This window comes from Pleomorphomonas oryzae DSM 16300 (assembly GCF_000422965.1).
GTDB classification, from domain to species: Bacteria; Pseudomonadota; Alphaproteobacteria; order Rhizobiales; family Pleomorphomonadaceae; genus Pleomorphomonas; species Pleomorphomonas oryzae.
In genome coordinates this window covers 242,605-261,744 of sequence record NZ_AUHB01000002.1, presented here as the reverse complement: position 1 = coordinate 261,744, position 19,140 = coordinate 242,605, and the positions used below count along the sequence as shown (strand labels likewise).

General features: G+C 65.1%; 14 protein-coding genes. 6 read left to right on the top strand and 8 right to left on the bottom strand.

Going from position 1 to position 19,140, the window contains the following annotated elements:
• Window positions 1-104: 104 nt before the first annotated feature.
• Both G522_RS25550 and G522_RS25545 read left to right on the top strand, forming a co-directional pair.
• On the top strand, window positions 105-968 hold the full coding sequence (locus tag G522_RS25550; RefSeq protein WP_084632730.1) for a WecB/TagA/CpsF family glycosyltransferase: 864 nt from the start codon (window positions 105-107) through the stop codon (window positions 966-968).
• Window positions 969-975: 7 nt separating this feature from the next.
• Entirely contained in the window at window positions 976-2,220 is a 1,245-nt protein-coding gene (locus tag G522_RS25545; protein ID WP_051228283.1) for a glycosyltransferase, read from the top strand.
• On the opposite strand, the gene G522_RS0104120 is transcribed toward G522_RS25545, so the two are convergent.
• Window positions 2,178-3,239, bottom strand: a complete 1,062-nt coding sequence (locus G522_RS0104120) for a glycosyltransferase (protein ID WP_026789949.1) — start codon at window positions 3,237-3,239, stop codon at window positions 2,178-2,180. The two genes, G522_RS25545 and G522_RS0104120, sit on opposite strands and share 43 nt — an antisense overlap.
• Window positions 3,240-3,404: 165 nt before the next feature.
• On the opposite strand from G522_RS0104120, the gene G522_RS25540 reads away from it, so the two are divergent.
• From G522_RS25540 to hrpB, 3 genes are all read left to right on the top strand, one after another.
• Complete coding sequence (locus G522_RS25540; protein ID WP_051228347.1) at window positions 3,405-4,310, top strand: DMT family transporter; 906 nt, start codon at window positions 3,405-3,407, stop codon at window positions 4,308-4,310.
• Window positions 4,311-4,379: 69 nt separating this feature from the next.
• A complete protein-coding gene (locus tag G522_RS0104110; RefSeq protein WP_026789948.1) occupies window positions 4,380-5,576 on the top strand; it encodes a lytic murein transglycosylase in 1,197 nt (398 codons plus the stop codon).
• A gap of 11 nt (window positions 5,577-5,587) precedes the next feature.
• Window positions 5,588-8,053: an ATP-dependent helicase HrpB gene (gene hrpB / locus G522_RS0104105; protein WP_026789947.1), complete on the top strand. Its 2,466-nt coding sequence runs from the start codon at window positions 5,588-5,590 to the stop codon at window positions 8,051-8,053.
• Here the strand turns inward: hrpB and G522_RS0104100 are convergent, their stop codons facing one another.
• The 7 genes from G522_RS0104100 to G522_RS0104070 form a co-directional block, all read right to left on the bottom strand.
• Window positions 8,054-8,476, bottom strand: a complete 423-nt coding sequence (locus G522_RS0104100; RefSeq protein ID WP_026789946.1) for a hypothetical protein — start codon at window positions 8,474-8,476, stop codon at window positions 8,054-8,056.
• 68 nt (window positions 8,477-8,544) lie between these two features.
• Entirely contained in the window at window positions 8,545-9,594 is a 1,050-nt protein-coding gene (locus tag G522_RS25535) for a sulfate/molybdate ABC transporter ATP-binding protein (RefSeq protein WP_051228281.1), read from the bottom strand.
• A gap of 10 nt (window positions 9,595-9,604) precedes the next feature.
• Window positions 9,605-10,519, bottom strand: coding sequence for a sulfate ABC transporter permease subunit CysW (gene cysW, locus G522_RS0104090; protein ID WP_026789945.1), 915 nt, complete (start codon window positions 10,517-10,519; stop codon window positions 9,605-9,607).
• On the bottom strand, window positions 10,512-11,354 hold the full coding sequence (gene cysT, locus G522_RS0104085) for a sulfate ABC transporter permease subunit CysT (RefSeq protein ID WP_026789944.1): 843 nt from the start codon (window positions 11,352-11,354) through the stop codon (window positions 10,512-10,514). The genes cysW and cysT overlap by 8 nt, the downstream gene beginning before the upstream one ends.
• A gap of 164 nt (window positions 11,355-11,518) precedes the next feature.
• Window positions 11,519-12,538, bottom strand: coding sequence for a sulfate ABC transporter substrate-binding protein (locus tag G522_RS0104080; RefSeq protein ID WP_026789943.1), 1,020 nt, complete (start codon window positions 12,536-12,538; stop codon window positions 11,519-11,521).
• A 249-nt stretch (window positions 12,539-12,787) separates the two neighbouring features.
• Window positions 12,788-14,239, bottom strand: coding sequence for a tetratricopeptide repeat protein (locus G522_RS28810; RefSeq protein WP_026789942.1), 1,452 nt, complete (start codon window positions 14,237-14,239; stop codon window positions 12,788-12,790).
• Complete coding sequence (locus tag G522_RS0104070; RefSeq protein ID WP_026789941.1) at window positions 14,236-18,114, bottom strand: tetratricopeptide repeat protein; 3,879 nt, start codon at window positions 18,112-18,114, stop codon at window positions 14,236-14,238. The genes G522_RS28810 and G522_RS0104070 overlap by 4 nt, the downstream gene beginning before the upstream one ends.
• A 174-nt stretch (window positions 18,115-18,288) precedes the next feature.
• Between G522_RS0104070 and G522_RS0104065 the strand changes: the two genes are divergently transcribed.
• Entirely contained in the window at window positions 18,289-19,107 is an 819-nt protein-coding gene (locus tag G522_RS0104065) for an LOG family protein (RefSeq protein WP_026789940.1), read from the top strand.
• Window positions 19,108-19,140 lie beyond the last annotated feature (33 nt).

Genomic DNA, 19,140 nt, shown 5'->3' with positions numbered 1-19,140 from the left:
TCTTCCCAGACGTTGCAATTCGCTGGGAGGCGGAGATGGGATCTCTATGGTCCGTCGCATGCCTCCGGCGTCGGGATGGCGCTTGAAGCGCCGGAGAGTCGCCAATGTCAGGTTTGTTTCACGATCGTCCGGCTACGGCCCAAGCCACCAATCTCGCCGAGGCCGGTCGCCCCCCCGAACCGATCGCGGTGTTCGATACGGCACGCGTCAATATCGGCAAGCAAGCGGACCTAGTTCACCTCGTCACCTTCGACGCGCTGACCGGCCGTGGCGGTACCGTTTTCACACTGAACCTCGACCACCTCGTCAAGCTGGAGCACGATCCAGCCTTCCGCGCTGCCTATGATCAGGCGACCTATGTGTCGGCCGATGGCGCACCGGTGGTGGCCATGGCGCGACGGAAGGGCGCTCGGCTCGTGCGGGTCACCGGCGCCGACCTGGTGCGACCGCTCTGCGGAGCCGCGGCGCTGGCCCGCATCCCCGTGCATTTCTTCGGCACAACGCCCGACACGCTCGCCATGACCGAGACCGTGCTGCGCAGCGAATATCCGCGGCTGATTGTGGCCGGGCTCGAGAGTCCGCCCTTCGGCTTCAGTCCTTTTGGCATAGAAGCCCGCGCCGCCGCCGAACGTATCGCGTCAAGCGGGGCTCGCATCTGCTTCGTGGCGCTCGGCGCTCCCAAGCAGGAAGTCTTTGCCGAATTTGCCAGGCGCTGGGCGCCTGGCGTGACCTTCGTCTGCATCGGCGCCGCGCTCGATTTCATCGGCGGCAGCCAGAGACGCGCTCCCGATCCTATCCAAGCGGCAGGCCTCGAGTGGCTGTGGCGGCTCATCCACGATCCGCGCCGTCTCTCCAAGCGCTATGCGCTGTCGGCGATGTATCTCATCCGCTACAACGCCCGTGAACTGGCCAACGCGCTGTCGCGCCAACGCTCTTCCACCACCGATCATGCCCCCCGTCAGGAGTGAGCAGCCGATGGTTCATCGCATCACCCTTCTCCACTCCATCGATCCGCGGGGCGGCAAGGTGGGCGGCGTCGAGACGCATGTTCGTCTAATGCTGTCTCGTCACCCCGACAGCGTGTCGGTGCTGCTGGTCGGCATCGACGAACGCGGCGATCTCGAGATCGGCAAGCCAGTACGAATTGAGTTCGATGGCCGCCAGATCGACTTCCTGCCGGTGATTCATATTCCCGGCGAGACCATGCGTGCGGCAGCCAAGAAGCTCAGCCAGTCGGTAACGCTGCACTTTACCCTTGGAATCTTGCGTCACCTGTTCACCATCCGCCGTCTCTCGGCCGGCGATACCGCCTCGACCGAAATCGAGCGCTTCGAGCAGGCCATTCCCGCCCGGCTGATCGGTCACCCCGTGGTGCAACTCGTGCACAACGAGGAGAGCAAGGGCAACAAGATGGACAGCCTCATTGGGCGCTATTGGTGGATTCACCGCCTCAATGAGAGGATCGCTCTGACCCTTGCCAGTCGCGTAGTGGGCGTCAATCCCAACATCGTCGCCCGTTATGAGCGGGAAATGCCGAGGGTGGCTCGCAAGTCCGAGTTCATGACCGTTTCAGTCGATACCCAACGCTTCCCGTCTGCTCCCTTCCCTGAAAGCGACACGTTCCGCGTGGTATTCGCCGGTCGGCTCGACGCCTTCAAGGACCCGCCGTTGATGTTCGAGACGCTGCGTCGTCTTCATGGCAAGCTCGGCGGCAAATTCGAATTCCATTATATCGGCACCTCCGACCCGCACCGCGACAAGGAGTTCGCGGCCATCGAGTCGTTCACCGTCCGTCACGGTTTCCAGACCAGCGACGGCGTATCGGCGATCATGCGCAACTGTCACGCCGGCATCCTGACGTCCTTTTTCGAAGGCATGCCCTGCTACCTTCTGGAAACGCTTTCGAGCGGCCGACCGATGGGCGCCATCCGGCTGCCGCAATATGATCCGCTGATCGAGACGGATGTCTCGGGCTTTCTCGTCGAGCGGCCGGAAGACCGCGAGGTTGCCGCCGAGACGATGGCGGACGGCTTCGTGCAGCTTGCTGCCAATATCGCAGCCGGCCGGCTCGATCCCGAGACTATCCACGCCAAGGTGATGCCCTATTCGGTGGCCGTGCAAATGCCGAAGCTGTTCGAGCGACATATTGCTCTCGGCCGCGCCCGTTCGCCCGACCGTCAGCCCCCCGTCGCCAGCCCGGCAAACAGCCGCTCCCACTGAGCGATACCGGCCTCGGCCGAGAATTCCTGGGCACGGGCGACACCCGGGGCCGGGTTCGGCGGGGTCGCCAGTGCCCGATCGAGCGCCGCCGCCAACGCGGCGGCGTTCTCAATGGGAACCAGCTCGCCATATTGCCCGGCCAGTATCTCACGCGACCCGTCGCAGTCGGTTGCGACGACCGAGAGGCCAGCAGACAGCGCTTCCACCGTGGTCATGCCGAAAGCCTCGGTGCGCGACGGCACGGCCGCGACGCGCGCAAGGCCGTAGACCTCGGCCGCCGAGGAAACACGCCCCAGAAAGCGCACACGATCACTGACGCCGAGATCAGCCGCCTGCTGGACAAGCCGCTGCCGCTCCGGCCCGTCGCCGCCGATGACCAGGCGCGCGTTGGGCGTGGTCAGGCGGGCGAAGGCGTCGATCAGCACATCCGTGCCTTTTTCCCGTGACAGGCGGCCGACGGCACCGACGACGGGAGGCCTTGCGGCGATCTCCTCTGCGGTAGCGGCAGCAATCAATGGCACCGGATTATAGATGCGCTCCGTCTTGGCCGCCGGTGCATGCCAACGGTCGACCAGCGCCCGCACGATACCGTCCGATACGCCGACGAACCGGCGGGTCAAAGGCACGAACAAAGGCAGGGCATAGAAGCCGACAGCCGACAGGCGGCCGGTCTTGTATTCCTCAAAGCCGTGATAGGAAAAGACAAGCGGGGCTCCCGACAAGGCCAGCACCTTGGCGAGGGCAAGCTTGACGCAGTTGACCGAGACGGCCGCGGCGATCACGTCGAAGCGGCGGCTGCGCAGCAGGCGGGCGAGCCGCAGCACAGCACCTACATGGCCTTTGCCGACGTCGATTGTGGCCACCGCCGGATCGACACCGTCATTGGATACTTTCTCATCGAAAACGAAGGTGACACGATGGCCACGCGCCGCGAGGCCATTGGCCAGAATAGCCCAGACCCGCTCGGCGCCACCGCCACCTGAAGCGCGGGTGTAGAGAAGAATATCGAGCTTCCGCATTTCATCTCCAGAGCGGCGAGAACCGGCATGACCGTAGCCTTGGCATGCGCTTCGGACCAAGGGAGAAATGAGGGCTGGCTCCCTGAAACCACGTCGCCATCCTCGCCAAGGCTGCCGGGATCGGCTATCGAGATGCGACTTTCGCCGATTTCGCCGGAGTTCCCTTTGTCCGCTCAGCTTTTCATTCGCCGCGCCGCCGGTTCCACGGTCGGCCTCGGCATCTTCATGATGTTCTTCGGCGACTTCATGTTTGCCGTCAACGACATCATGGGCAAGTGGCTGGCGGGGAGCTTTTCGGCCGGTCAAATCGTCCTGACGCGATCGCTCGCCGCCCTCGTCGTGCTGGCTCCGCTCCTTCTCAAAGGCGGCGCCCCGGAGCTTATTCGGCTCGAACGGCCCGGACTACAGATGTCACGCGTCGCACTGGCGACGGCCGAGATCGTATTCTTCTACATGGCGATCCGCTTCCTACCGCTCGCCGACGTCATGACCTTCTATCTTGCCGGGCCGATCTACGTCGCCGCGGTGTCGCCATGGCTCCTCGGCGAACGGGTAAGCCGCCGCCAGTGGCTGGCCATCGCCATCGGCTTTGCCGGCGTCGTCTTCGTGCTGAAACCGGGATTCGGCAGCCTCTCCTGGGCGTCGCTGATCTCCATTGCCGGTTCGCTCTGTTATGCCATGATGGTGGTGCAAAGCCGCCAGCTCCGAGCGACTCCTGATCGAGTGTTGGTGTTCTGGCAGACGATCGGTGCGCTTGCCGTCGGCGCCGTCCTTGCCCCGTTTGGCTGGGTGACCCCGGACCCCATCGATCTCGTCATGCTGGCCGCCCTCGGCGTCATCTCGATGACAGCCCATCTCTGCATTGCCCGGTCGCTCAAGCTGGCGCCGGCCGCCGTGGTGGCGCCAATCCAATATTCGCTGCTGCTATGGGCCATTCTGTTCGGCTGGCTGGTGTTCGGCGATCGGCCGCAGCCGGCGATGTTGATCGGTGCCGCCGTGATCGTGGTCGCCGGCCTGATGGTGGTGAGAGGACGTGACGGTTCGAGCATCGCCATGAACCGCCCCGACTGAAACTCTGTCGATTGCAAACGAATGTCGCTATGATCCGTTTCAACCTAGTTCTTTGAGGAGGTTATGTTCATGCGGTCTTCGGTCCCCGTTCTGACAGCGCTGGTTGTCGGATTGCCAGTCCTCGCTACGCCCGGCCTTGCAGCCAATTGCAGCGCCAAGGGCGATGGCTTCGGTACATGGCTCGCCGGCTATTCGAAGACGCTCGTTGACGGCGGAATTCCCGCCAGCACGGTGCAATCGGCTCTCTCGGGCATCAGCTTCGATCCGGCAGTGATCAAGAAGGACCGGGGACAGGGCGTGTTCTCGCAGACCTTTACCGAGTTTGCCGGCCGCATGGTCAACAAGAACCGCCTGAGCGTCGGCGCGCAGAAGATCAAGGCCAACGCCGACCTGTTCGGCCGCATTCAGGCTCAATATGGCGTGCCGGCCGAAGTGATTGTTGCCGTCTGGGGGTTGGAGAGCGATTTCGGCGCCAACACCGGCGATTTCCCGACCCTGCAGTCGCTGGCGACCCTCGCTTATGACTGCCGCCGGCCGGTGATGTTCCAGAATGAGCTGCTCGATGCCCTGCAGATCGTGGCGCGAGGCGACCTCACGCCGTCGGAAATGAAGGGCGCCTGGGCCGGCGAGCTCGGCCAGACGCAGTTCCTGCCGTCCAACTATCTCCGCTACGCCGTCGACTTCGACGGCGACGGCCGTCGCAACCTCATCAAGAGCGCGCCCGACGTGCTGGGCTCGACGGCCAATTACCTGCATTCGCTCGGCTGGGTGCCCGGCCAGCCCTGGCTGGTCGAGGTCAAGATTCCGGCCAACCTCCCCTGGGATCAGGCGGACCTGCCGATCAAGAAACCGGTCGGCGAGTGGCAGGCGATGGGCGTGCGAGCCGCGAACGGCTCCATCCCCGACGGTGTGGCCGCGCTTTATCTGCCGATGGGGCGCTTCGGGCCGGCCTTCCTCGCGTACCACAATTTCGATGTCTACCTCGGCTGGAACGAGTCGCTGGTCTACTCGACCACCGCAGCCTATTTCGCAACGCGGCTGGCCGGTGCGCCGCCAGTCGGCCCCGGCAATGGGAACGTCGAAGCGCTCGGTGCGTCCGATATCGCCTTCATCCAGGGAGCGCTTTCAGCCCAGGGTCTGGACGCCGGCCCCAAGGACGGCAAGCTGGGCCAGCAAACGCGCGAAGCGGTTCGCAGCTTCCAGCTGAAGGCTGGACTGCCGGTCGATGGTTGGCCGGATTCGGCCTTGCTCCAGGCGCTCAGGTGATACCAGGACCAGTGCGCTTTTCTCCGCCGCTTCCCATCGACGCGGTGCTCGACGATATCCGAGCATCGCTTGAAGCCAACCCGCGTCTCGTTCTTGTCGCCGCGCCAGGCGCCGGCAAGACGACACGGGTGCCACTGGCGCTGCTCGATGCCCCGTGGCGAAGCGGCAAGCTGATCGTCGTCGAACCGCGGCGTATCGCTGCCCGCGCTGCAGCGGCGCGCATGGCCGATAGCCTTGGCGAGAGTGTTGGACAAACCGCCGGCTACCGCGTCCGCATGGACTCCAGGGTGTCGGCGAAAACGGTGATCGAAGTGATCACCGAGGGCGTCTTCACGCGCATGGTGGTGGAAGACCCGCTGCTCGATGGGGTAGCGGCGGTGCTGTTCGACGAGTTCCACGAACGCTCGCTTGATGGCGACCTTGGCCTCGCGCTTGCCCTCGATGGAGCGGCGCTCAGAGACGACCTTCGGATCGTGGTGATGAGCGCCACGCTGGATGGCGGCCGTGTAGCCAGCCTTCTTGGCAGCGCACCGGTGATCGAGAGCGCCGGCCGCGCCTTCCCCATCGAAACGCGGCACGTCGACCGCGATCCGCTCCTGCGTTTCGAGGACCAGGTGGCCGACGTGACGCTGCGGGCGTTGCGCGAAGAGGAGGGTTCGGCGCTGGTCTTTCTGCCAGGGCAGGCGGAAATTCGTCGCGTCGCCGAACGACTCGACGGGCGTCTGTCAACTGGAGTTCGCCTCGCCCCCCTTTATGGCGCACTGACCAACGCCGAGCAGGATTTCGCCATTCGCCCGTGCCGGCCACCGGAGCGCAAAGTGGTGCTTGCCACGGCAATCGCCGAGACGTCGCTGACCATTGACGGCGTCCGGTTGGTGATCGATGGCGGCCTGTCTCGCGTTCCCAAATATGAACCGGACACCGGCCTGACGCGCCTTGAAACGATGCGCGTTTCGCGCGCCTCGGCCGATCAGCGGCGCGGCCGTGCCGGTCGTACCGAGCCGGGTATCTGTTGGCGCCTGTGGAGCGAGGGCCAGACGGCAGCGCTCCAGCCCTATTCGACGCCGGAGATCCTGGAAGCCGATCTTTCACAGCTGGTACTCGACCTTGCCGCCGTCGGCATTCACGATCCGGCCGCCCTCGCCTTTCTCGACCCGCCGCCGAAGCCGGCCTGGAACGAAGCTGTGGAGTTGCTTCGCGATCTTGAGGCCATCGATGATGCGGGCCGTATCACGGCCGAGGGCAAGGCGCTGGCGCGCCTGCCATTGCCGCCCCGCCTCGCCCACATGATCCACCGGGCGGCGGACTTCGGCGCGGCGCGGATGGCGGCCGATATTGCGGCGATCCTCACCGAACAGGGTCTCGGGGGCGACTCCACCGACATTGCCGACCGCCTCGTGCGCTTCCGTGGCGATCGCGCTCAACGGGCCAGTGACGCTCGGGCCATGGCTAGCAAGTGGGCCAAGCTGGCGGCCGAGGGTCAGGCCTCCGAGGCATCGCCGACCTCGCTATCGGCAGGCGCCATTCTCGCTCTTGCCTATCCTGATCGGGTTGCCGAAGCTCGAGGACCGCATGGTGCCTTTCGCCTTGCCAGCGGCAGAGGCGGCATGCTGGAGGAGCATGACCGGCTAGCCAAGGAAGATTACATCGTCGTCGCCGACCTCGCCGGCAAGGCGGAGCGAGCGCGCATCCGGCTGGCGGCTGCGATTTCCCGTGACGAGATCGAGATGCTGTTCGCAACCCGAATCGTCGACGAAACGACCGTCGTATTCGATCCGGCCGCCCGCGCCGTCCGCGCCCGCCGCATCCGACGGCTCGAGGCGGTAAAGCTTGCCGAGGAACCGATTGCCGCGCCAAGCGGTACGGAGACGAGCGCAGCACTTCTGTCAGGTGTCCGCCGGATCGGCATCGACCGTCTCAACTGGTCGAAAGAGCAGCGGCGGCTCAGGGAGCGTGTCAACTTTCTCAACCAAACGGTGGGCGAGCCTTGGCCCGATCTCACCGATGCCGGTCTTGCCGGCACGCTCGACGATTGGCTGGGTCCGTTCATCGATGGGCTGACGCGGCTCGACGACATCGACGCCGCGCTCCTCGGCGCCGCCCTAGATCGGCTTCTGCCGTTTGGTCTCAGGCAGGACATGGACAGGCTGATGCCCAGCCATTTCGAGGCGCCGACCGGCAGCCGCGTACCGATCGACTATGGCGCCGACGGCGGACCTGCCGTGGAGATCAGGGTGCAGGAGCTGTTCGGTCTCGATCGGCATCCGACCATTGCCGGCGGCCGGGTGGCTCTGACGCTAGTGCTGACCTCGCCAGCTCATCGGCCGATCCAGACCACCAAGGATCTGCCCGGCTTCTGGCGAGGCTCCTGGAAGGACGTGGCGAAAGACCTCAAGGGGCGCTATCCGAAGCACCCCTGGCCCGACGATCCGCTTAGCGCGGATCCCACCCGCCGGGCCAAGCCACGCGGCACTTGATTAGCGCACGTTCACTGTGAAATCGTCGGTCGAGTAGCTGTAGCGCATTTCCGAGCTGTCAACGGGATAGCCGGAGTTTACCGAAAAGTGGTCAGTGCCGCGGAAGCCCTTGACTGAGGTGTAGGAAATCCTCGTGCCGACAAACTTGCGGCCACTACAAGGAGGGGCGTCAGCGATGAAGGTATCCGGCCGAATGTCCAGCTTGCCATGCATGGGCTCTTCCAAAACCTTGGTTCGAAACTGCCCCTCGGAAGAACAGGTGCTAACCGAATACGTATAAAGCTGGTAGGAGACCGTCTGGCCAGACTTAGTGTCCATGGTCACATCTTCGGCATGGGCGACAGCAGCCACGGACAGCAGGGTGGCGGCGGCAATAAGCGAACGCATACAAAACTCCAACGCAATTTCGCGCATAATGCGCATCGGTGATATTTCCAATTGTATCTGTTATCACCGGTTGCGAAGGACAACAACTAGCTGCATAACCCACTTTAGGCTGTGCCCGAGAACAAGCCGGCAGCCCGGATTTCCAGAGCAGCACGATCGCCGATCCGAGGCGGCTCGCGGTCAGCCGGCGTCAGTGCCTCGATGATCATCTCGGTTCCGTCGGCACGGAATCCGATACGGCGCGACGATCCTGAGCGATGCAGCGACACGACCGTTGCCCAGAGCCCTTCGCCATCACGGCGGAAGGCGACGTGCTCGGGACGGACGTAGAGTTTCGCCGGTCCGTCGAAGAGAAGCGGCGGCAGCCGGGGGATCGAAACCTCCTGCTGACCGACGAAAGGCCTTCCCTTGTCGACATGGATGTCGAGGCGAACGGATTCGCCAATGAAGTCGAAGACGAAGGGCGTCGCCGGCCGGTCGTAGATGTCCTCGGGCGACCCTTCCTGCTCGATCTTTCCATTGCTCATGACGATGACCCGGTCGGCGAGATCGAGCGCCTCCTCCTGATCGTGCGTCACAAACAGCGTGGTGTGGCCGGTACGGTCGTGGAACTCCCGGAGCCAGACGCGCAGTTCCTTGCGCACCTTGGCGTCCAAAGCGCCAAACGGTTCGTCGAGCAGCAACACGCGCGGCTCGACGGCGAGCGCCCGGGCGAGCGCCACGCGCTGGCGCTGACCACCCGACAGCTGGCTCGGATATCGGCCGCCATACTCCGGCAGCTGGATCAGGGCGAGCAGTTCCTCGACCTTGTTCCGGATCGCTGCCGCGGTCGGTCGCGTGCGGCGCGGCCGCACCCTCAGACCATAGGAAATGTTGTCGGCGATGGTGAGATGCTTGAAGAGGGCATAGTGCTGGAACACGAATCCGATATTCCGCTCCTGGACGCTCTTGAAGCTGGCATCCTCGCCGCCGAACAGAATTTGACCGCCTGACGGGATCTCAAGGCCGGCCACGCAGCGCAGGAGCGTCGTCTTGCCCGAGCCGGACGGTCCGAGCAGCGCCAGGAGTTCCCCCGAAGCGACCTTGAGGTCGACGCCATGAAGGGCCGCCGTGCTGCCGAAGGTCTTCGTCAGGTTGCGAATATCGAGTTCCATCGGGGCTCCGTCAGTGGCGGTGGCCGGCGGCGAGATCGCCGGCGTAGCGATGTTCCAGCCAGGATTTGATGCCGAGCGTCACCAAGGCCAAAGCGGCGAGCAGTGAAGCGACGGCGAAGGCGGCAACGAACTGGTATTCGTTGTAAAGAATTTCGATGTGCAGCGGCATGGTGTTGGTGTAGCCGCGGATATGGCCTGACACCACGGACACCGCGCCGAACTCGCCCATGGCGCGGGCATTGCAGAGCAGCACGCCGTAGAGCAGCGCCCATTTTACGTTGGGCAGCGTCACCGTCCAGAACATGCGGAAACCGGAAGCGCCGAGCGTCAGCGCCGCCTCCTCGTCGGTGTTACCCAGTTCCTCCATCAGCGGAATCAGCTCGCGCGCGATGAAGGGGAAGGTGACGAACACCGTCGCCATGATGATACCCGGCAGGGCGAAAATGATCTGGATGCCGGCCGACTGCAGCCAACCACCGAAGATGCCGTGATTGGCATAGAGCAAAACGTAGACGAGACCTGCCACCACCGGCGACACCGAAAAGGGCAGGTCGATCAGTGTCACCAGGAAAGCCTTGCCACGGAAATCAAACTTGGCGATCGCCCAGGCGGCGGAAATGCCGAAGACGAGATTGGCCGGAACAGCAATGACGGCCACCATCAGCGTCAGCAGAATGGCGTCGACGGCAGCCGGATCGGCAAAGGCGTGAATGAAGGCGCCAGCGCCCTTCCGGAACGCCTCCATGAACACCGTGACAAGCGGCAGCAACAGAAACAGGCCGAGAAAGCCGACCGCCAACGTGATCAGCAGACGCCGGACCCACGGTGCCTCCTCGGTCGGCAAGCGGCGGCGGGACGGGCTGGCGGCAACGGCCGCAGTCGTCTCTTCGAGCGACACGGCGAGCGCGACGGAACTGTCAGACATGGCCATACCTCGTGCGCGCTCGGGCCTGGATCAGATTGATGAGGAGAAGCGTTGCGAAACTGACCGCCAGCATGAAGGCGGCGACGGCGGTCGCGCCGGCATAGTCGAACTCTTCGAGCTTGATGACGATGAGCAGCGGCGCGATCTCCGAGACATAGGGGATGTTGCCGGCAATGAAGATCACCGAACCATATTCGCCGACCGCCCGGGCGAAAGCCAGCGCGAAGCCGGTCAGGATGGCCGGGCTGAGCACCGGCAGCACCACCGATGCGATGGTTCTGAGCCGGCCGGCGCCGAGCGTCGCAGCAGCCTCTTCGAGTTCGCGGTCCACTTCGGCCAGCACCGGCTGCACCGTGCGAACGATGAAAGGCAGACCGACGAACACCAGTGCCAGGAAGACCCCGATCGGTGTATAGGCGATCTTGAGGCCAAAGATGGTGGCAATCGAGCCGATCCAGCCCTTCGGCGCGTAGAGCGCGGTCAAGGCGATGCCGGCCACCGCCGTCGGCAAGGCGAAGGGCAGATCGATGATCGCATCGAAAAAGCGCCGGCCGGGAAAGTCATAGCGTACCAGCACCCAAGCGATCAGCAGACCGAAGGGCACGTTGAAGGCAGCCGCGGCAAAGCTCGTGACAAAGGATAATCTCAGCGCCGACAGCGTTCGGCCATCGAGCGCCAGGACCACGAGCTCATGCACCCCCAGCGAAGAAGCCCGGAAGAGCAGGGCGCCAAGCGGCAGGAGGACGATCATCGTGAGATAGAGGATCGTGAAGATGATCGTCAGGCGAAAGCCCGGCAGGACACTCGGCTTGACGAAGGGCGCGTACAGGGTCATCGGCCTCGCTTTCGGAGGAAGCCGGCCGATCGGGATCACCCGGTCCGCCGGCGGCAAGGTCTCGTTCGGTCAGCGGAAAGAGAAACCCGGGTGGCACCGTTGCGATCCACATGGCAATCCCTCCACTCATCGAAGCCGGCGGACGAGCCGCCGGCGATGTTTGGTCACTGTGCTGGCTTATAGATCTGATCGAATACGCCACCGTCGCCGAAATGGTAGGGTTGCGCCTTGGCCCAGCCGCCGAACAACGGATCATCGATGCTGACCAGCTTCAGCTGAGGGATCGCCTTAAGAAGTTCAGGAGGGACCAGGTTCGGCTCGGCCGGACGATAGTGGAACTTCGCGGCGAGCGTCTGTCCCTCGGCCGAATAGAGATATTCGAGGTAGGCGCGAGCCTCCTTCTCGGTGCCGTTGATCTTGGTGTTGCCCTCGACGACGGCGACCGGTGGCTCGGCCAGGATGGATTGCGGCGGCACCACGATATCGAATTTGTCGGCGCCGAATTCGTCGAGGGCCAGGAACGCTTCATTCTCCCAGGCAAGCAACACGTCGCCAAGCTCTCGCTGGGCGAAGGTGACAGTCGAGCCGCGGGCACCGGTATCGAGTACCGGCACGTGCTTATAGAGAGCGCCTACGAAATCGCGAATCTTCGCCTCGTCACCGCCATACTGACCAGCGGCCCAAGCCCAGGCTGCGAGATAGTTCCAGCGCGCACCGCCCGACGTCTTGGGATTGGGCGTTATCACCTCGACGCCGTCCTTGATGAGGTCGCCCCAGTCGTGAATACCCTTCGGGTTACCCTTGCGGACCAAAAAGACGATGGTCGAGGTGTAGGGCGCCGAGTTGTGCGGTAGCTTGCCGCGCCAATCGGCCGGGATCTTACCGGTCTTTTCGGCGATGGCGTTGATGTCGCTTTCGAGCGCCAGCGTCACCACATCGGCCGGCAGGCCGTCGATCACGGCACGGGCCTGTTTGCCGGAACCGCCGTGCGACGAACGGACGTCGACATCCTCACCAGTCTCGGCCTTCCAGTGCGCGGCGAAGGCCGCATTGTAGGCCTCGTAAAACTCGCGGGTTGGATCATAGGAAACATTGGTCAACGTCACCGCCATGGCTGGAGCGGTGATGGCAAGCGGCGCCGCGATCACAGCGGCGAACAGTCCCAGAAATTTCGAGCCTCGCATGCTTCCAGTCTCCAGCCTCAAGCGATGTCGGCCATCGCGCCTGTCGGGGAGCCTCGGCTGCCTCTCGGGGCGCTTGGTGCCTCCCGACAGGCTGGAATCCTAAAAGGACAGCTTTAATTGGCAAGAGATACCATTCCCTCCGAAATGGCCTGTTTGTAAAATTTCATTCCGTTATTGTCACCCATTACGCGAGTAGAGGCAACATGCTTCCCGGAAGCCGAGAGTTTCCGGTGGGATTTTCCTTTGAGATCAAGAGCGGACCATGTCGCGAACGCGGCGCACGGCCTCCGGTAGCAAGGCCGAGAGCTGTCCTTCTGGTTTCTGTCTCAGCAGCGACAGTGACGGATAGACAGGCGTCTTGTCTCCCTCCAGACGCCATAGCCAATTGGCCGCCGAGGCAAGAAGAGCAACGCCGGGGCGTCCGAGTGCGCCGGCGAGGCGGAGCGGCAAACCGTCAATGGCGATCACGGCATCGAGCCGGCTGAGAAGCGCGGCGCAATCGACACGGGCATCGACACCCGCCTCGAAATCCGGGCCGGGATGCTCGATGCGGATCGGCGAGCCGGCAATCTCCCAACCAGATGGCGTCGACGACCGGACCAGCAGGGTCGCGGACAGCCGTTCCAGCGCGATGAAGCGCAGGTCGCCGATACCGGCGAGCGGCGCGAGGTCGTCGAGCTTGAGGCTGTTGCCCCAGACCAGGCCGATGGCCGGCCTGCCGCGACCGAGGTCAAGCCGCGCGCTCCAGCGCTCCACGAGCATAGGCTCAGCGGCAAGCAGTGGACCTGATGGCGTAAAGCTTCCGGCGGTGAGGCCGAGGCGATGCGGCAGGCCCGAGAGTGGCGCAGTCGCGGCAGCGGCTTCGATCCAGTTCCCCACATCTTCGTTGTCGGCGGCGACGTGACCGACGCCCGCCAATGCCGAAGCGAGACGGACGAAAGGCTTCGGCGCCACTAACCCGAGGTCGGGGACCAGGGAGCGGGCCAGTGGCAGCGTCGATGCGAAGGTGACGAGGTCGAGTGGATCCATTCCGGTTGAGACGAGGAGCGGCCCATCGAGCGGATCGCCACTCCAACTTGGCAATCGGGCAGTCCAGGCCGGGCGAGCGGCAACGGCATCGAGATCGGCGAAACCGCCGGCCATATCGCCAAGTGCCAGCAGCGCCGCCGCCCGATCGGCGTGCGGACGAGACACACCCGTTCGCCGGAACGCCTCGACCGCCGCCAGCGGGCGGCCGGCAGCGACCAGCGCCGACCCCAGACCGCCGAGGGCGCGTGGCTCGGCTGGGTCGAGCCGCAGCGCGGCCTCGAAAGCGGAAACGGCACCGTCTGCGTCGCCGGCGGCAAGGCGGGCTACGCCGAGACGAACGGCGAGCGTCGCGTCGAGTGGTTTGGCGGCGCGCGCCCGCTCGAAAGCCGCGGCCGCCTCAACCAGGCGAGACGTTGCGGCGAGCGCCTCGCCAAGAGCGATAGCGATATCGGCCCGGCCCGGCGCGGTCCGATCGGCGCGCGTCAGAAACACGACGGCGCGGGCATGATCGCCATTGGCGCGAGCCGCGGCGGCGGCGCCCTGCATCGCCGGCACATGGTCCGGCGATCGCGCCAGTGCCACCTCATAGAGAGCGATGGCCTCGATCCATTTGTGAGCCGCTTCAGCGGCGGCGGCGCGCGCCATCAGCTGGTCGACAACCGTTTCGGTCATGAAGCCAGCCTTTCGGAAATGAGGGCGCGCAGGAGATGGGCAAGATCATCGCCCCGGCGCCAGACCCGCACATCGGGATACCAGGGCGTGCCGCCCCCTCCCGCCCAGAGCCAATCGGTGGTCGACGGATCCATCACTATGCTTGGTCGGCCGAGCGTTGCGGCAAGGTGAACCGTGGTCGAAACGGGGGCGATCACCACATCGAGCGCTGCCATCGCCGCCGCAGTCTCGGTGAAGCCGCCGAGCCGATCGCCCAGCGGTTCGACAGCCAGCCCTTTGGGAAGCACGCCGAGCGAGGCCCGACCGGCGCGACGGTCGAGAGCGAACAGGCGGACGCCGTCGAGGCCGGCGAGGGGCGCCAGCGCCGCCGCATCGGCGGCGTTCCGCCAATAAAGACCGACGGAGGTTCGGCCGTCGCTGTCAAAGAGCCGTCGCCATGCCTCGATTCGCAAGGGATCGGGCAGGAAACGGGCAGGCGATGGCAGGTCGCTCCGTTCGGTGCCGAATACATGCGGCAGGCTCCGAAGCGGCACCTCCATGTCGTAGGGCGGCGGACGCCTGCCCTGCTCGATCACCGAGATGTCGCCATCGAGCGCCAGGCGGCGGAACAGATCGGTCAGCGCCGGGCGTACCTCCAGAACCAACCGCGGCCCGCGTGCCATAAGCTGCGGCAGGAAGCGGGCAAAGGCGATATCCAGTCCGAGGTCGCGTTCACCATGAACGAGCAGCGTCCGGCCACTGATATCCTCACCGGTCCAGCGCGGCGCCGAAAAGCGGCGCGGCAATAGTTCGGCAGCTTGCCAGCGCACCTCGGCTCGAGCAAAGCCACGCCTGTAGTCGCCGACAATCAGAAGCGCCTCCGCCTCATCCATCAAGAGTTCGGGATCCGTCGGTGCCAGTGTGACGGCACGACCATAGGAAACGAGTGCTTCGGCGGCACGTCCGAGGCCCACCAAGGCCTTGCCGACGGCACGATGGGCCTCGGCAAGGTCGGCACGAAGCTCGACTGCCCGCTCGGCATGGGCCAATGCCTCTTGGAGACGACCGGTCAGCCGGCAGGCCTCTGAAAGCTCGACGAGCCGGTCAGCGGTAGGGGCCTCGGTAACCAATGTGGCAAGGAGGTTTCCGGCCCTCTCCCGTTCGCCGATCCGCAGAAGGGCGGCGGCGAGTTTCTCGCGCAGCTCCGGCCCGCTCGACCCAGCGGCAATAGCATCCCCAAGCAAAAGGACGGCGCGATGGTCGTCGCGATTGGCGAGCGCGGCAAGGCCGGCCTGTGCCAGCATTGCGTCCGGCCGAAGGAGGGGATCATCCTCTTCGTTGAGAGCGCTGCCGCTCGGGGGGGGATCGGCACGGAAGGGAACGGCGCGATCGCCGCCGGCGAACGCAGCGACCGCCGCGACGAGACGGGACAGCCGGTCGGTTTCGCTTTCACCGGGGCGCCGGCGGAAAAGGCGCGCGGCCGGGAACCACGGCGTGCGGCCCTCGCCTTCTAGCCACAGCCAATCGTCGCGATCCGGTCCGATGATAAAGGCGGGCCGGCCAACGGCCCCCGTCAGCGCCGCGATCGGACTTTCCGCGGTCGCCACCACGGCATCGAGATTGGGAAGGGCGGCGGCGATCCTGTCGAGATCGGCCTGACCGGTGGCGAGCGGCCAAGCATTTGGCAAACGCGCCGCTTCGGCATCGAGAGCGACGAAAACGACGCCGGGCAACGCGGCAAGTGGTCCAACATCTACCGATGCCGCCTTGCCGCCGAGTGCCAGGCCGATGCGGAACCCCTGGAGATGAGCGAACGCGCGCGCCGCATTCATCACGACAACAGGATCGGACGTGACATAGCGCTGTGGTGCCGGCAGATCGCCCATGGTGAGACCGAACAGCGCCGGCAGGCTCATTATGGGCAGGAGGATGTCAGTCTCCGCCGCTTCGGCGGAGCCATCCAGCCCTTCGACATTGACCAGCAAAGACGTCAACTCATCCGCAGCTGCAACGCGAACGCTGGCCGCCCCGGCTAGCTTGAGTGCAGGAATAAAACGCAGGAAACGGATCAGGATTCCGGCATCGCCTTCAGGAACAAGAACTACAGTCCGACCGGCAAGATCGGCAAGGGACGGAAGGATGTGCGCCTCGCCGCGCCGCCACTCGAATTCGGCAAGGCCGGCGGCAAAGTCGCCAGAAGCCAGCAGCAGCTCGCCGAGATAGGCGCGAGCGGGGGCGGACGGATGGCGGACAACGAGGCGGCGGAGAACATCCACCGCGTCAGCGGTGCGGCCAGCGGCGGAGAGAGCGCGGGAGAATTCCATCGCCGCCTCGGCGTCACCATCGTCGCAGGCCACAGCCGTTCCGAGGAAATGCAGGGCGAGCCCTGTTTCGCCGGCCGCGGTCGCCAGGCGTCCGAGACCGAGCCGGGCATCGGCGCCATCCTCAGCGATGACCGCCCGCTCGAAAGCACGGGAAGCGGCGCGCGCATCTCCAAGCCTTCTCAGCGCCTCTCCCCAGGCGACCAGCAGATCGGCGCGGTGCGGCGCCGCCTGGACCGCCTGCCGGAGGGCGAATTCCGCTCTCACATGTTCATCGAGCGCAGAGAAGGCGGCGGCACGCGCCATCAGTGCATCGACGGAAGCGGGATCGTTGCCGAGGGCAAGTTCGGCATGGCGGAGCGCGGCGGCGGGCTTGCCCCGGTCGAGATCGCGGCGAGCGGCCATCAGCAATAGCGACGTATGACGCCATCCGGCCGAAAGTCCCGCATCGAGCACTCGATCGGCATCGACCATCTCACCGAGGCGAAGCAGCAATCCGGCAAGGCGCGTCCAGGCCTCTGGATTCGTCCGGCTGAGCGCCACCAGGCGGGCGGCAAAAGGCAGGGCGGCGCGCGCCGCCGCTACGCCCTCGACGCCTTCAGCGGCGGCCGCGAGCCGGTTGATCGCCGTGACATCGGACAGCCCGGACGTGGCGAGCGCCTTTGCCTCCAAGGCGAGAGCGGTCGTGATGCCTTGCCAACCCCGCCCCTCGGCGCGGAAGAGACGCGCACCAGGATACCAACGGCTGAAGCGCCCTTCGCGCGCCCATATCCAGTGTGGTTGATGATCGAGCAGCAGCCAGAGCGGCGCACCGGCGACGCCGGCGGCATGGGCGGCAGGACCATCGGTGGCAACGACGAGATCAAGCCCGGCCAGTGTAGCGGGATCGGCCTCGACCGGCTCAACGCCGAGCCGCAGGGCAGCGGCCGAATCAAGCGGCACCAACCTGAAGCCGGGGAAAGCCTGGCGGAGCAGCGGCACCACACCTTCCGGCGACGCCTCGCCGCCACGGCTCCAAGGTGATGGGGCCAGCGCAACGCCAATGGACGCTCCATCCGGACGCGCCACCGACAGGATGCGGGGCGGTGGCACCTCGTCCGCCGCAAGGCCGAGTGCGGCTGGCGCCGAGGCGAGCGGCAGAATGAGGTCATGCGGTGGCAGCGAGGCGGCATCGACCAGCGGCACACCTCCAAAGGCGGCAGTGAAGGACGAGAGGCGGGCCAATTGCTCGGCCGGGACGGCGAGCGTCAACGACAATACGCGAGCGGCGAGCTCCGGCAGAAAGCGGGCGAAGGCGAGCGTACTGCACTCGGCTTCCTCGGTCAGCACGACAACGCGCGCCGCCGGCAGGCGCGCACCATTCCAGCGCGGACGATTGGACGGATTTGCGAAGGGGCGGCGTTCGAAATCGGCAAAGCCTTCCGCCCAGTTTTCGCTGGCGAGGACGAGACGCGCCGCATCGAGGCGGGAGGGCGCACTGGCGTCCGACGCCTGGAAATGGCGGTCCTCGTCGATCGTCAAGTCTTCGCCCAGTTTCAGCTCCAGCCCCGTGCCGTTGATCCAAGCCCCCTCCATGGAGCGAGCGGCCTGATTCGGAAATGATTATATCCGCTCCGGCCGCCCCCGAACGGCTTAGGGATGTTCGCCGACGCCTTCCTGCCACAGTACAGCCGCGTTTCAGCGTTCCTTAAGTGCCAATCTCTATCCTTGCCCTTCGCCGCTTCTGGCCGGAATCCTGGACCTGACCGTATGACCGATATCGCCGACAACACCGCCCAGAAGACCTCAAAGGCCTTCGTCCTGCCCGCCGTCGACAGCGACTTTCTGCTGTCGGACTCGATGCGCGGCGTCCGCTTCATGCTGGAATACTCCAAGGCCGAGCAGACCTTGAAGGCCTGGGGCATCCGTTCGACACTGGTGGTCTTCGGTTCGGCCCGCGTCCACGAAAATGGTGATCCTCTGCATAATCGCTGGTACGGCACGGCGCGTGAGTTCGGCCGCATCGCCTCCGAGCGCGGCGGCGCGGTCAATCGGACCGACGGCTTCTTCGACAACGTCATCGCCACCGGAGGCGGGCCGGGCATCATGGAGGCGGCCAACCGCGGCGCCCGCGACGCCGGCGCCCCGACGATCGGCTTCAACATCACCTTGCCCCACGAGCAGGAACCCAACGCCTATACGACGCCGCAGCTCACCTTCCGGTTCCACTATTTCGCCATGCGCAAGATGCATTTGGCCATGCGCGCCAACGCCTTGGTGGTGTTCCCCGGTGGCTTCGGCACCTTCGACGAGCTGTTCGAACTGCTGACGCTGACCCAGACCCACAAGGGCACCCGCATCCCCGTGGTGCTGGTCGACGGCGAATACTGGCACAAGGTCATCAATTTCGATGCGCTCGCCGACTACGGCATGATCAACCGCGAGGACATCAACCTCGTGCATTTTGCCGAAACGGCCGAAGAGATCTGGGGCTATCTCGCTTCCGAAAATCTTGGTTCGCACCGCAATCGCGACAAGGCCCGCTATGGCGAGGGCGTGCTGACGCGCCCGTCGCCCGTGCCGGAATGACGGGCTGGATAACCGCAGATCGCGGACATTTGT

Coding starts and splice junctions, on each gene's coding strand:
- G522_RS25550 (WP_084632730.1), top strand. CDS start 105: ATGTCAGGTTTGTTTCACGATCGTCCGGCTACGGCCCAAGCCACCAAT.
- G522_RS25545 (WP_051228283.1), top strand. CDS start 976: ATGGTTCATCGCATCACCCTTCTCCACTCCATCGATCCGCGGGGCGGC.
- G522_RS0104120 (WP_026789949.1), bottom strand. CDS start 3,239: ATGCGGAAGCTCGATATTCTTCTCTACACCCGCGCTTCAGGTGGCGGT.
- G522_RS0104110 (WP_026789948.1), top strand. CDS start 4,380: ATGCGGTCTTCGGTCCCCGTTCTGACAGCGCTGGTTGTCGGATTGCCA.
- G522_RS0104100 (WP_026789946.1), bottom strand. CDS start 8,476: ATGCGCATTATGCGCGAAATTGCGTTGGAGTTTTGTATGCGTTCGCTT.
- G522_RS25535 (WP_051228281.1), bottom strand. CDS start 9,594: ATGGAACTCGATATTCGCAACCTGACGAAGACCTTCGGCAGCACGGCG.
- cysW (WP_026789945.1), bottom strand. CDS start 10,519: ATGTCTGACAGTTCCGTCGCGCTCGCCGTGTCGCTCGAAGAGACGACT.
- cysT (WP_026789944.1), bottom strand. CDS start 11,354: ATGACCCTGTACGCGCCCTTCGTCAAGCCGAGTGTCCTGCCGGGCTTT.
- G522_RS0104080 (WP_026789943.1), bottom strand. CDS start 12,538: ATGCGAGGCTCGAAATTTCTGGGACTGTTCGCCGCTGTGATCGCGGCG.
- G522_RS28810 (WP_026789942.1), bottom strand. CDS start 14,239: ATGACCGAAACGGTTGTCGACCAGCTGATGGCGCGCGCCGCCGCCGCT.
- G522_RS0104070 (WP_026789941.1), bottom strand. CDS start 18,114: ATGGAGGGGGCTTGGATCAACGGCACGGGGCTGGAGCTGAAACTGGGC.
- G522_RS0104065 (WP_026789940.1), top strand. CDS start 18,289: ATGACCGATATCGCCGACAACACCGCCCAGAAGACCTCAAAGGCCTTC.